This window comes from Halomonas sp. 328 (genome assembly GCF_015645095.1).
Classification (GTDB): Bacteria; Pseudomonadota; Gammaproteobacteria; order Pseudomonadales; family Halomonadaceae; genus Bisbaumannia.
The window spans coordinates 152,079-164,065 of sequence record NZ_JADOTW010000002.1 but is presented as its reverse complement, the minus strand read 5'-3'; the positions used below and the strand labels follow the sequence as shown (position 1 = coordinate 164,065).

At 64.1% G+C, this 11,987-nt stretch carries 11 protein-coding genes; 1 reads left to right on the top strand and 10 read right to left on the bottom strand.

Features of this window, described 5'->3' with window-relative positions; genetic code table 11:
• Positions 1–312: 312 nt before the first annotated feature.
• A complete protein-coding gene (bioA, locus tag IHD13_RS01570; RefSeq protein ID WP_195859280.1) occupies positions 313–1,587 on the top strand; it encodes an adenosylmethionine--8-amino-7-oxononanoate transaminase in 1,275 nt (424 codons plus the stop codon).
• A gap of 41 nt (positions 1,588–1,628) precedes the next feature.
• Here bioA and sthA read toward each other — a convergent pair whose 3' ends face one another.
• The 10 genes from sthA to IHD13_RS01520 form a co-directional block, all read right to left on the bottom strand.
• Positions 1,629–3,020, bottom strand: a complete 1,392-nt coding sequence (gene sthA / locus IHD13_RS01565; protein WP_195859279.1) for a Si-specific NAD(P)(+) transhydrogenase — start codon at positions 3,018–3,020, stop codon at positions 1,629–1,631.
• A gap of 91 nt (positions 3,021–3,111) precedes the next feature.
• Positions 3,112–3,369 carry a (Na+)-NQR maturation NqrM gene (gene nqrM, locus IHD13_RS01560; protein WP_195859278.1) on the bottom strand — a complete coding sequence of 86 codons (258 nt, stop codon included), beginning with the start codon at positions 3,367–3,369 and terminating at the stop codon, positions 3,112–3,114.
• A 12-nt stretch (positions 3,370–3,381) separates the two neighbouring features.
• On the bottom strand, positions 3,382–4,077 hold the full coding sequence (locus IHD13_RS01555) for a hypothetical protein (RefSeq protein ID WP_195859277.1): 696 nt from the start codon (positions 4,075–4,077) through the stop codon (positions 3,382–3,384).
• A complete protein-coding gene (gene nqrF, locus IHD13_RS01550; RefSeq protein ID WP_195859276.1) occupies positions 4,074–5,306 on the bottom strand; it encodes an NADH:ubiquinone reductase (Na(+)-transporting) subunit F in 1,233 nt (410 codons plus the stop codon). Before nqrF ends, IHD13_RS01555 begins: the two co-directional genes overlap by 4 nt.
• 38 nt (positions 5,307–5,344) lie before the next feature.
• Positions 5,345–5,962 (bottom strand): NADH:ubiquinone reductase (Na(+)-transporting) subunit E, encoded by a 618-nt coding sequence (nqrE, locus tag IHD13_RS01545; protein WP_195859275.1) that lies wholly within the window; start codon positions 5,960–5,962, stop codon positions 5,345–5,347.
• The gene (locus IHD13_RS01540) at positions 5,963–6,631 is read right to left on the bottom strand and encodes an NADH:ubiquinone reductase (Na(+)-transporting) subunit D (protein ID WP_195859274.1); all 669 of its coding nucleotides are present in this window, start codon (positions 6,629–6,631) and stop codon (positions 5,963–5,965) included.
• A gap of 2 nt (positions 6,632–6,633) precedes the next feature.
• The gene (locus IHD13_RS01535; protein WP_195859273.1) at positions 6,634–7,452 is read right to left on the bottom strand and encodes a Na(+)-translocating NADH-quinone reductase subunit C; all 819 of its coding nucleotides are present in this window, start codon (positions 7,450–7,452) and stop codon (positions 6,634–6,636) included.
• Positions 7,452–8,678 carry an NADH:ubiquinone reductase (Na(+)-transporting) subunit B gene (locus IHD13_RS01530; RefSeq protein WP_195859272.1) on the bottom strand — a complete coding sequence of 409 codons (1,227 nt, stop codon included), beginning with the start codon at positions 8,676–8,678 and terminating at the stop codon, positions 7,452–7,454. Before IHD13_RS01530 ends, IHD13_RS01535 begins: the two co-directional genes overlap by 1 nt.
• Complete coding sequence (locus tag IHD13_RS01525) at positions 8,678–10,030, bottom strand: Na(+)-translocating NADH-quinone reductase subunit A (RefSeq protein ID WP_195859271.1); 1,353 nt, start codon at positions 10,028–10,030, stop codon at positions 8,678–8,680. The genes IHD13_RS01530 and IHD13_RS01525 overlap by 1 nt, the downstream gene beginning before the upstream one ends.
• 390 nt (positions 10,031–10,420) lie before the next feature.
• Positions 10,421–11,884, bottom strand: a complete 1,464-nt coding sequence (locus IHD13_RS01520) for a glyceraldehyde-3-phosphate dehydrogenase (RefSeq protein WP_195859270.1) — start codon at positions 11,882–11,884, stop codon at positions 10,421–10,423.
• Between the last annotated feature and the right edge of the window lie 103 nt (positions 11,885–11,987).

Here is an 11,987-nt window from a genome sequence, read left to right as displayed (position 1 = left end):
ATTAATACCGCATAGCGGCCCCTTTGCCAAGTCTCGCTTTAGTTTTTATAGCATAATCCGGGAGTCTTGAAAAATGCTTCCGCGATAACCAAGGCGGGAGCCAATTAGGCGATGGACGAATCGCGCGCCACCACTTCGTGTGAATAACGACGAATCCCCGAGCCAGCATTTTCAACGCTTATTTACATCGCATCATACGCGACTCGCCGAGGCACCCTGGCAACGCCGGACGCCTTCACCCATGCCAGGCATGACGCCATCGCACCAATGGTGTTAACCTTTTTGTTTTATCGGGTTAACAAAGAGGTCCTTATGTCAGCGTCCCCCCTCTGGCACCCCTATGCCCAGATGCAGACCCAGCCGTTGCCACCGACGGTGGTCGGAGGCCAGGGCGCCCACTTCACCCTGGCCGGTGGCGAGCGGCTGCTGGACGCCACCTGTTCCTGGTGGTGCATGATCCATGGCTATGGCCACCCGCGCCTGGTCAGGGCCATTCAGCAACAGGCCGAGACCCTCTGCCATGTGATGCTCGGCGGCCTGAGCCATGAGCCGGCCCAGCGCCTGGCGGAGGCCCTGGTCCGCATCACGCCGTCGGGGCTCGACCATGTGTTCTTCTCCGACAGCGGCTCGGTGGGCATGGAAGTGGCCATGAAGATGGCGGTGCAGTACCAGGTACTCGAGGGACGCCCGGAAAAGCATCGCATGCTGTCGCTGATGCGCGCCTATCACGGCGATACCAGTGGCTGCATGGCGGTCTGCGATCCCGAGGAGGGGATGCATTCGCTGTTCGCCGGCTTCCTGCCCAGGCACCCCTTCGCCCCGGCCCCCACCGCTCCCTACGACGCCCCCCGGGAGGCGGTGGAAGCGGATATCCGGGCGCTGCGAGCGACCCTGGAGGCCCACCACCACGAGGTGGCGGCGCTACTGATGGAGCCCCTGCTCCAGGCCGCCGGCGGCCTCAACATGACCTCGCCCCACTACCTGAGGGCGGCCAGGGAGCTGTGCGACGAGTTCGACGTGCTGCTGGTCTTCGACGAGGTGGCCACCGGCTTCGGCCGTACCGGGCGGATGTTCGCCGCCGACCATGCCGGGGTAACCCCGGACATCATGGTACTTTCCAAGGGACTGACCGGTGGCTACCTGGGCCATGCGGCGACCCTGGCCAGTGGCCGCGTCTATGACGCCTTCCTCAGCGAGGATCCGAATCACGCCTTTATGCACGGGCCGACCTTTATGGGCAACCCGCTCGCCTGCCGGGTGGCCCTGGAAAGCCTGGCGGTCTTCGAGGAGGAGGATTACCTGGGCAAGATCGCCGATCTCAACGCCATCCTGCGCGAGGAGCTGCTCGATGACGCAGCGCTCAGCGCGCATCCGGCGATCAACGAGGTGCGTGTACTGGGGGCCACGGCGGTCATCGAGGTCCAGGAGGCGGCGAGCCTCCAGGGTGTCCAGGCCTTCGCCCGGGAGCGGGGCGTCTGGCTGCGCCCCTTCGGCCGCTGGCTCTATACCATGCCGGCCTATGTCACCACGGCGGCGGAGATGCGCCGCATCACCGGCGCGATGAAGGGCTGGTTTCTGGAGCGGTAAATGAGGAAGGGCGCCACTCGGCGCCCTTCTCGATGACTCGCTTAAAAGAGCCGGTTCAGGCCGTTCATGGCCGCTACCCGATAGGCCTCGGCCATGGTCGGGTAGTTGAAGGTGGTGCTGACGAAGTACTTGAGGCTGTTGGCCTCGCCCTTCTGCTGCATGATCGCCTGGCCGATATGCACGATCTCCGAGGCCTGGTCGCCAAAGCAGTGGATGCCGAGGATCTCCAGCGTCTCGCGGTGGAAGAGGATCTTCAGCATGCCCACGGTATCGCCGGTGATCTGGGCCCGGGCGGTGTCCTTGAAGAAGGCCTGGGCCACCTCGTAGGGCACCTTGGCCTGGGTCAGCTCGCGCTCGGTCTTGCCCACCGAGCTGATCTCGGGAATGGTGTAGATGCCCGTGGGCACGTCGTCCACTACCCGGAAAGACTGCTCCAGCAGGTCGTCGCTGGCGTTCTTGCCCTGGTCATAGGCGGCGCTGGCCAGGCTCGGCCAGCCGATCACGTCGCCCACCGCATAGATATGCGGAATGGCGGTGCGATAGTGCTCATCCACCGCCAGCTGTCCGCGACCATTGGCCTCCAGGCCGATGCTTTCGAGGCCCAGCTCGTCGGTGTTGCCGGTGCGGCCGTTGGCCCACAGGAAGGCGTCGGCACGCAGCTTCTTGCCTGACTGTAGCTCCACGGTGACCCCGGACTCGTCCCCCTCGATCCTGGCATAGTCCTCGTTATGGCGCACCAGCACGCCATGGTGGCGCAGATGGTAGGAGAGCGCGTCGGAGATCTCGTCGTCCAGGAAGGAGAGCAGGCGGTCGCGGGAATCGATCAGGTCCACCTTGACGCCCAGGCCGGAGAAGATGGAGGCGTATTCGCTGCCGATCACCCCGGCGCCGAAGATGATCAGGGTCCGCGGCGTATGATTGAGCCCGAGGATGGTATCGGAGCAGTAGATCCGCGGGTGCCGGAAGTCGACATCCGCCGGCCGATAGGGGCGCGAGCCGGTGGCGATCACCACCTTCTGGGCATGCAACTCCTCGACGCCCTCGTGATCGTCGCGCACCATCAGGGTGTGCTCGTCCTTGAAACGCGCCACCCCGAAGTAGAGATCGACCCGGTTGCGAGCATAGAAGTTGGTGCGCATCGCCACCTGCTGGTCGATGGTGCGCTGGGAGCGGGCCAGCACCTTGGGAAAGGAGAACCAGCGCGGCTCGCCGATATCCCGGAACATGCGGTTGGTATTGAACGCCATGATCTGCCGAACCTGGTGGCGCAGCGCCTTGGAGGGGATGGTGCCGCGATGGGTGCAGTTGCCCCCTACCGCCGACTGCTTCTCCACCACCGCCACCCGCTTGCCGTGCTTGGCGGCGTTGATGGCGGCGCTCTCCCCCGCCGGACCGGTACCGATTACCACCACGTCGTAGCTATGGACTGCCATGGGTCGTTGGTTCTCCTAAATGGGGGACAGACCCCCATTTCGAATCATTGAAGATGGAAAGAAAAGAAATGGGGGTCTGTCCCCCATTTCCCTAGCGCTTGGTGGCGTCATAGCCCAGGTCGGCGCCGCGGCTCTCGTCGCTGCGACGGCGGGCGCCGGCCTGACGCTTGCGATTCTCTTCCTCACAGACCTCGTCCTTGCCGCCGCAGATATCGCAGCCCTCCTTGAGGCCCAGCTGGTTGAGACCGCCGCAGGAGCCGGCAATGGGCTTGCGACCGAGGATCACGCCGATGGCCATGGCGGCCATCAGCAGCAGCATGAAACCGAATACCAGAACCCAGATCATCATGGGGTGCGTCTCCTATTCTGTCGTCGGACCAAGGCGCGCGGCCATGGCCTCACTGAGTCTTTCACCCGTGGGACTTGTGACAACCCAGGCCCCGGGATGGCTCAGGCCATCGACCCCTGCGGCCCGGCCCCGCCAGGCGAGCGCCAGGGCCGCGAGGGCGCCATCGGCCACCACACTGAGTCGATGGGGCCCATCGGGCTCATGCCAGACCAGGCTGACCAGGGCCTCGTCCTCGAGGGTGAGGCGACGGTCTTCTCCCGGCAGGGCCACGGGCCAGGCACCACGCCCCCGTCGAATGCCGCCGACCTCCACCAGGAAGGTCTCGACCCCTTCCGCGAGCAGTCGCTCGTGGAGGCGATCGACCAGCCAGGCATGCCCCAGCACCGGGGGCCAGGGGGGCGGCGGGCGCGCCCCGGGCAGGCGCCTGGCGCCCTGCCAGCGAGCCTGCGCCTCGACGAAGCGGCTCCAGGCGGCCGCCTGTCGGGCCAATTCACTCTCGATGGCGACCCCTAGCCGGGGCGTATCGAGATCGCCATGGAGAGTGAGATGGTAACCGGTATCGAACACCACGCCTTGCAGGCGCTGTTCGGGAAGGGGACGACCACAGGCGGCAAGCAGCAGGGCCACCGCCAGCAGCCCCCCCAATAACGACAGGGCCGGCCCACGCCGGACCAGCCCTGTCGTCTCTTGGGCAGAGCCCTCGATCATCCGCCGAAGTCGTCGAGCAGGATGTTCTCGGGTTCGACCCCCAGGTCCAGCAGCATCTTGATCACCGAGGCGTTCATCATGGGCGGACCGCACATGTAGTACTCGCAATCCTCGGGCGCCGGGTGATCCTTGAGGTAGTTCTCGTAGAGCACATTATGGATAAAGCCGGTGGGGCCTTCCCAGTTGTCCTCGGGGAGCGGATCCGACAACGCCAGGTGCCACTCGAAGTTGTCGAACTCCTCGGCCAGCTGGTCGTACTCGTCGTTGTAGAAGGTCTCGCGCCAGGAGCGCGCACCGTACCAGAACGAGATCTTGCGCTTGGACTTGAGGCGCTTGAGCTGGTCGAAGATATGGCTGCGCATCGGCGCCATGCCGGCACCACCGCCGACGAAGACCATCTCGGCATCGGTGTCCCTGGCGAAGAACTCGCCGAAGGGCCCCATCACGGTCACCTTGTCACCCGGCTTCATGTTGAAGACATAGGTGGACATGATGCCCGGCGGGTGGTTGGTGCCGGGAGGCGGTGTGGCGATCCGGATATTGAACTTGAGAATGCCCTTCTCTTCCGGGTAGTTCGCCATGGAGTAGGCGCGGATGGTCTCCTCGGTGTTCTTGTGGGAGATCTTGAACAGATCGAACTTCTCCCAGTCACCGCGGTACTCCTCCTCGATATCGAAGTCGGAGAACTTGATATCGTAGGGGGGCGCCACCAGCTGCACGTAACCACCGGCGCGGAAGTCGACGTTCTCGCCCTCGGGGAGCTTGAGGTTGAGCTCCTTGATAAAGGTGGCCACGTTGGGGTTGGCGATGACCTCGCACTCCCACTTCTTGACGCCGAAGACCTCTTCCGGCACCTCGACCTTCATGTCCTGCTTCACCGGCACCTGACAGGAGAGCCGCCAGCCCTCCTTCTTCTCGCGCATGGTGAAGTGGGACTCCTCGGTGGGCAGGATGGCGCCACCGCCATCCTCCACGCGGCACTTGCACTGGGCGCAGGAGCCGCCGCCGCCACAGGCGGAAGAGAGGAAGATGCCATTGGCGGCCAGGGTATCGAGCAGCTTGCCCCCGGCCTGGGTGGTGATGGTGTGTTCGGGGTCGCCATTGACCTCGATCTGGACATCACCGGTACTGACGAGCTTGCTGCGCGCGGCCAGGATCACCCCAGTCAGACTGATGACGACCAAGGTGAACATGAACACACCGAGCAAGATGACTGTTGTATCAACCATGTCGGTTTCCTATTGCTAGTCGTTGCCTGATCGGTCGCTTACAGGGAGATCCCGGAGAAGGACATGAAGCCCAGGGACATCAGACCCACGGTGATGAAGGTGATGCCCAGGCCCTGCAGTCCGCCCGGCACGTCGCTGTACTTGAGCTTCTCGCGCAGCCCCGCCAGGGCGGTGATGGCGAGCGCCCAGCCAACCCCGGAGCCCAGGCCATAGACCACGGACTCGCCGAAGTTGTAGTTACGCTCGACCATGAACAGCACGCCACCGAGGATGGCGCAGTTCACGGTGATCAGCGGCAGGAAGACGCCGAGGGCGTTGTAGAGCACCGGTACGTACTTGTCGAGGAACATCTCGAGGATCTGCACCAGGGCGGCGATCACGCCGATGTAGCTGAGCAGGCCCAGGAACGACAGGTCGATATTCTCGGCCCCGCTGATGCCGGTCCAGGTGAGCGCCCCTTCGGCCAGCAGGCCGTTGTAGATGACGTTGTTCACCGGCACGGCAATGGTCAGTACCACGATGACCGCGATGCCCAGGCCGAAGGCCGCGGAGACCTTCTTGGACACGGCCAGGAAGGTACACATGCCGAGGAAGAAGGCCAGGGCCAGGTTCTCGACGAAGACCGAGGCCACGAACAGGCTGATATAGTGTTCCATTTACACGGCCTCCTTCGGTTCGGTGTTGTGCTTCATCTTGAACTCGTTGTCCTCGACCTGCTCCGGATTGAGCGAACGGATCGCCCAGATGGTCAGCCCGATGATGAAGAACGCCGACGGCGGCAGCAGCAGCAGGCCGTTGGGCACGTACCAGCCCCCATCCTGCACCGGTTGCAGCACGGTGAAGCCGAACACGCTGCCGGAACCGAACAGCTCACGGAAGAAGCCGACGATCATCAGGATCACGCCATAGCCCAGGCCGTTGCCGACACCGTCGAGGAACGACAGCCCCGGGCTGTTCTGCATGGCGAAACCTTCCGCCCGGCCCATGATGATGCAGTTGGTGATGATCAGGCCGACGAACACCGAGAGCTGCTTGGACATCTCGTAGGCGAACGCCTTGAGGATCTGATCCACCACGATCACCAGGGAGGCGATGATGGTCATCTGCACGATGATTCGAATCGACGACGGAATGTGGTTCCGGATCAGCGACACGAACAGGTTGGAGAAGGCACAGACGAAGATGACCGCCAGGGTCATCACCAGCGAGACGCTCATGCTGGTGGTTACCGCCAGCGCCGAACAGATACCCAGTACCTGCAGGGCGATGGGGTTATTCTTGAACAAGGGCGTCGTCATGACGCCTTTCGGAGTGGTATCCGCCATGATCAGGCTCCTTCCGCTTCGAGTTCGACGTCGGCTTGCTCGGCGTCGCCCTGGTCCACGCCGGCACGGAACTTGGCCAGGTACTCACCGAAGCCTTCCGGGCTCAGCCAGAACTGCAGCATGTTGGTGACGCCATTGGCGGTGAGGGTCGCGCCGGAGAGGCCATCGACCTCATGCTCGCCGCTGCCACTGCCCTTGGCCACGCGAATGGCTGGGGTCAGGCTGCCTTCTTCGTCGAAGACCCGCTTGCCTTCCCACTGGGCCTGCCAGCGCGGGTTGTTCACCTCGGCACCCAGACCCGGGGTCTCGCTGTGCTCGTAGTAGGTGATGCCCACGATGGTGTTGCCGTCGCCTTCCACGGAGAGGAAGCCGCGCATCAGGCCCCACAGCCCCTGGCCACGGATGGGCAGGATGATCTGCTCGGGCTGGTCGGGATCGCCCACCAGGTAGACGGTGGCGAAGTTCTCGACGCGGGACAGGCCGGCCGGATCACGCTCGCCGGACAGGGTCCGCGAGGCCGCCGGATCACGCCGCGCCTCGAAGCCGTCGAAGGTCGCCGGGTCGTGCTGATCGGAGTACTCGCCGGTGCGCAGGTCGACGACCCGCGGGGTGATCCCGCCGAAGGCCGCTTCCACATCCATGCCGGGCTCATAGAGATTGGCCACGTTGAGGATGTTGGTCTTGCGGTCCAGTTCCTGGTTGAGCTGCTGCATGGGCCGCAGGGCTACCGCCGCGGTGGAGACGATCACCGAGCAGACGATGCACAGCGCGAACGCGACCGTCAGGATCTTCTTGATGCTGTTATTGCTGGTTGCCGCCATCAGGCACTCTCCTCGGCCACGGCGCCGGTACGTTGCAGACGACGCTTGATATTGGCCTGGACAAAGAAATGGTCGATCAGCGGGGCGAACAGGTTAGCGAAGAGGATCGCCAGCATGATGCCCTCGGGGAAGGCCGGGTTCACCACACGGATCAGCACGGTCATGATGCCGATCAGCACGCCGAACAGCAGGCGTCCCTGGTTGGTCATGGAGGCCGACACCGGGTCGGTGGCCATGAACACCATGCCGAAGGCGAAGCCGCCCACCACCAGGTGCCAGTACCAGGGCATGGCGAACATGGGGTTGGTGTCGGAGCCGATCAGGTTGAAGAGCGCACTGGTGGCCACCATGCCGAGGAAGACCCCGAGCATGATTCGCCAGGAGGCGATCTTGGTCCATAGCAAGACCGCGGCCCCGATGAAGATCGCCAGGGTCGAGACCTCGCCCACCGAGCCCGGCATGAAGCCGATGAAGGCATCCCACCAGCTGTACTGGCTGGACAGGGCCGCCATGCCGTCCTGGAAGGCGATGGAGAGCGCGGTGGCGCCGGTAAAGCCGTCGGCGGCCACCCAGACCGCGTCCCCGGAGATCTGCGCCGGGTAGGCGAAGTAGAGGAAGGCACGGCCGGTCAGCGCCGGGTTGAGGAAGTTCTTGCCGGTACCGCCGAAGATCTCCTTGCCGATCACCACGCCGAAGGTGATGCCGAGCGCCACCTGCCACAGGGGAATGGTGGCCGGCAGGATCAGGGCATAGAGCACGGAGGTGACGAAGAAGCCCTCGTTGACCTCGTGACCGCGCTTGACGGCGAAGAGCACTTCCCAGAAGCCACCCACGGCGAAGGTCACCAGGTAGATGGGCAGGAAGTAGGTCGCGCCGAGCACGAAGTTGGACCACAGGCTGCCGGCATCATGACCGCCGGCCAGGGTCATCAGGATGGCTTCGCGCCAGCCGCCCATGGAGGCGTAGCCGTCGGCGATGGCCAGGTTGGCCTGCCAGCCCGCCGCCCACATGCCGAAGAACATGGCCGGGAAGGTGCACAGCCACACCGTGATCATGATGCGCTTGAGGTCGATGCCGTCACGCACATGAGCGGTGGTCTTGGCCACGCTGGGCGGGGAGTAGAAGATGGTGTCCACCGCCTCGTAGAGGGGATAGTACTTCTCGTACTTGCCGCCCTTGTGGAAGTGCGGCTCGAGGTTGTCGAGTGTCTGTCGGATACCCATCATCAAGCCTCTTTCTCGATCGTGGTGAGGTTATCGCGCAGGATGGGACCGTATTCGTACTTGCCGGGGCACACATAGGTGCACAGGGCGAGGTCCTCTTCATCGAGCTCCAGACAACCGAGCTGCATGCCGACTTCGATGTCACCGACGATCAGCGTGCGCAGCAGTTGGGTGGGCAGGATATCCAGCGGCATCACCTGCTCGTAGGCACCCACCGGCACCATGGCCCGTTCGGAGCCGTTGGTGGAGGTGGTCGGCGCGTAGTCCTTGAGCCCCAGGAACTTGGACAGGTAGATGCCCATCACCGAATGGCGATTGGCGCCCAGTGACATCCAGCCCATGAAGACGCGCTTGTTGCCCTCTTCGAGGAGGCTGACCTGGTTGTGGAAGCGACCCAGGTAGCGCAGGCTGCCCTCGGCGGTGAAGCCGGAGAAGACCGAGCCGGAGATCACGCGGCTACCTTCCGGATCGACCACCTCGCCGGCCAGCAGTTCCTCGGTGCTGGCCCCGACGCGGGTACGCAGCAGCCGCGGCTTCTCGGCGCGGGGACCACCCACGGCGACCACTCGAGCGGTGTCCAGCTTGCCTTCCGCGAACAGCTTGCCGAAAGCGATCACGTCCTGATAGCCGATATGCCAGACCCGCTTGTGCAGGCTGACCGGCGACAGGTAGTGGATATGGGTCCCCACCAGGCCGGCGGGATGAGGGCCGGCGAAGCTTTCCACCTGGACACCGGCGACATCGCTACCCGGCACCTTGGCACCCGGTGCCGTGCACAGATAGACCTTGCCTTCGGTCAGGCGCTTCAGCACCTTGAGCCCCTGCTCGAAGGCCTCCGGCTGCTCGTTGATGATCAGCGCCGGATCGCCGCTCAGCGGGTGGGTATCGATGGCGGTGACGAAGATATCCGCCGGCACGGCATCCAGTGCCGGGGTACGCGAGAAGGGCCGGGTCCGCAGTGCGGTCCACAGGCCGGCGGCATTGAGCTGCTCGACCACCGCCTCACGATCCAGGCGCTCCAGGGCCTCGGCCCCGTGCGCGGTGAAGGCTTCCGCCTCCTCGCTGCCCTCGTCGACCTTGATCACCACCGAGAGCAGGCGACGCTTCTCGCCGCGATTGATGGCGATCACTTCCCCGGCCGCCGGCGCGGTGAAGCGGATGCCGTCGATCTTCTTGTCGGTGAAGAGCAGCTGGCCCAGCTTGACTCTGTCCCCCTCCCGGACCTCCATGGTCGGCTTCATGCCGACATAGTCGGTGCCCAGGACTGCCACGTGACGCACCGGCCGCGCATCCTCGATACGCTGCTCGGGCGCCCCCGTGATGGGGAGATCCAGGCCTCGTTTGACTTCGATCATAGTCTCGCCCAGTTTCGGATCTGATGTTCAGGAAAGGGGTTCGGCAGACGTGCATGACACCGGATAGCCGGGCATTGCGCCCCACCCGGTCCTAGCCACGGCTTACGAATTCTTTTCTTATCAGAAGGTTAGCAGTTCGGCCCGAACGTGGCAGGCCGTCCCAAAAACGCGAGCATTATAAAGAGATATACGTCGAAAGGCCACATGCCCTAAGTCGCAAATAGGCGGCATCGGGTCGTCGCCGATGCGGAGAAGAGGCGGGAAAGGCAGTCGCCCCGAACGGGGCGACCGGAGGCTGCGACTTTAGTCGCAGCCCTGGCGCATCAGGGGGATACCATCGCGGGGCGCGTCAATCGCGGCGCTCACGATGCCCATGAGTCACGGTTCGCTTCAATCACGGTCCTTGGGGAAGACCAGGAAGCTGACGTTGGACATGTGCTGCAGGATGCGCACCACCTGGCAGCTGTAGCCGAACTCGTTGTCGTACCAGGCGTAGACCACGGCATTGTTGCCGTCGACGATGGTCGCCTTGGCGTCGACGATACCGGCGTGGCGGTTGCCGACGAAGTCGGAGGAGACGACTTCCGGGGAGTCGACATAGTCGATCTGCTTCTGCATCGGCGAGTGCAGGGCCATGCGACGCAGGTAGTCGTTGAGGGCCTCGGCGTCGGTTTCCTGGTGCAGGCGCAGGTTGAGGATCGCCATGGAGACGTTGGGGGTCGGCACGCGGATGGCGTTGCCGGTCAGCTTGCCGGCCAGCTCCGGCAGCGCCTTGGCCACGGCCTTGGCGGCACCGGTCTCGGTCAACACCATGTTGAGCGGCGCGCTGCGGCCACGGCGATCGCCCTTGTGGTAGTTGTCGATCAGGTTCTGGTCGTTGGTGTAGGCGTGGACGGTCTCCACGTGGCCATGCTCGACGCCATAGTGGTCGTTGAGGGCCTTGAGCACCGGCACGATGGCATTGGTGGTGCAGGAGGCGGCGGAGACGATGCGGTCATCGGCGGTGATATCGCCGTGGTTGACGCCATAGACGATGTTCTTGATGTCGCCCTTGCCCGGGGCGGTCAGCAGCGCCTTGGCGGCGCCCTTGCAGGCCAGGTGCTGACTCAGGCCATCCTCGTCGCGCCAGATGCCGGTGTTGTCCACCACGATGGCGTTGTCGATGCCGTAGGCGGTGTAGTCGATCTCGCTGGGCGAGTCGGCGTAGATCACCTTGATGACGTTGCCGTTGGCGGTGATGGTACGGGCTTCCTCATCGACACTGAGGGTGCCGGAGAAGGGCCCATGCACGGAGTCGCGACGCAGCAGGCTGGCACGCTTCTCCAGGTCCTTGGCGATATCGCCACGACCACGCACCACGATGGCCCGCAGGCGCAGCATATTGCCGCCACCGGCCTTCTCGATCAGGATGCGTGCCAGCAGGCGACCGATGCGCCCGAAGCCGTAGAGCACCACGTCCTTGGGTTCGCCGGTGCTGCCGTTGCCGCCATGGCCATCGACGATCTCGGCCAGCTCACGCTTGAGGAAGGCCACCACGTCGGTCTCGCCGGAATGCTTGAAGGCCACCGCCAGCTTGCCGATGTCGACGTGGGCCGGCCCCAGGTTGAGGTCGACCATGGCCTTGACCAGCGGGTAGGTATCCTGGACGCTGAGCTCGGTGCCCTCGACCTTCTTGACGAAGCGGTGATCCTTGAGGATGCGGATCACGCTCTGGTTGATCAGCGAGCGCCCGAACAGCGAGGAGACGATATTGTACTGGCGATAGAGCTTGCCCAGCAGCGGGATCATCTCCTCGGCAAGGGCTTCGTTGCTCTGCCATTCCTCAAAGACGGTGTCGAGCTTTTGCTGAGTCACGGGGGCCTCTCTTGGTTACGGCTTGGGGGCATCGGCGGCGCGCCTGATCGCTGGCACGCCGCGAAACTGGCACGAACTCGCGTGCATAAACTTTTGTTATTAT

Coding starts and splice junctions, on each gene's coding strand:
- bioA (WP_195859280.1), top strand. CDS start 313: ATGTCAGCGTCCCCCCTCTGGCACCCCTATGCCCAGATGCAGACCCAG.
- sthA (WP_195859279.1), bottom strand. CDS start 3,020: ATGGCAGTCCATAGCTACGACGTGGTGGTAATCGGTACCGGTCCGGCG.
- nqrM (WP_195859278.1), bottom strand. CDS start 3,369: ATGATGATCTGGGTTCTGGTATTCGGTTTCATGCTGCTGCTGATGGCC.
- IHD13_RS01555 (WP_195859277.1), bottom strand. CDS start 4,077: ATGATCGAGGGCTCTGCCCAAGAGACGACAGGGCTGGTCCGGCGTGGG.
- nqrF (WP_195859276.1), bottom strand. CDS start 5,306: ATGGTTGATACAACAGTCATCTTGCTCGGTGTGTTCATGTTCACCTTG.
- nqrE (WP_195859275.1), bottom strand. CDS start 5,962: ATGGAACACTATATCAGCCTGTTCGTGGCCTCGGTCTTCGTCGAGAAC.
- IHD13_RS01540 (WP_195859274.1), bottom strand. CDS start 6,631: ATGGCGGATACCACTCCGAAAGGCGTCATGACGACGCCCTTGTTCAAG.
- IHD13_RS01535 (WP_195859273.1), bottom strand. CDS start 7,452: ATGGCGGCAACCAGCAATAACAGCATCAAGAAGATCCTGACGGTCGCG.
- IHD13_RS01530 (WP_195859272.1), bottom strand. CDS start 8,678: ATGATGGGTATCCGACAGACACTCGACAACCTCGAGCCGCACTTCCAC.
- IHD13_RS01525 (WP_195859271.1), bottom strand. CDS start 10,030: ATGATCGAAGTCAAACGAGGCCTGGATCTCCCCATCACGGGGGCGCCC.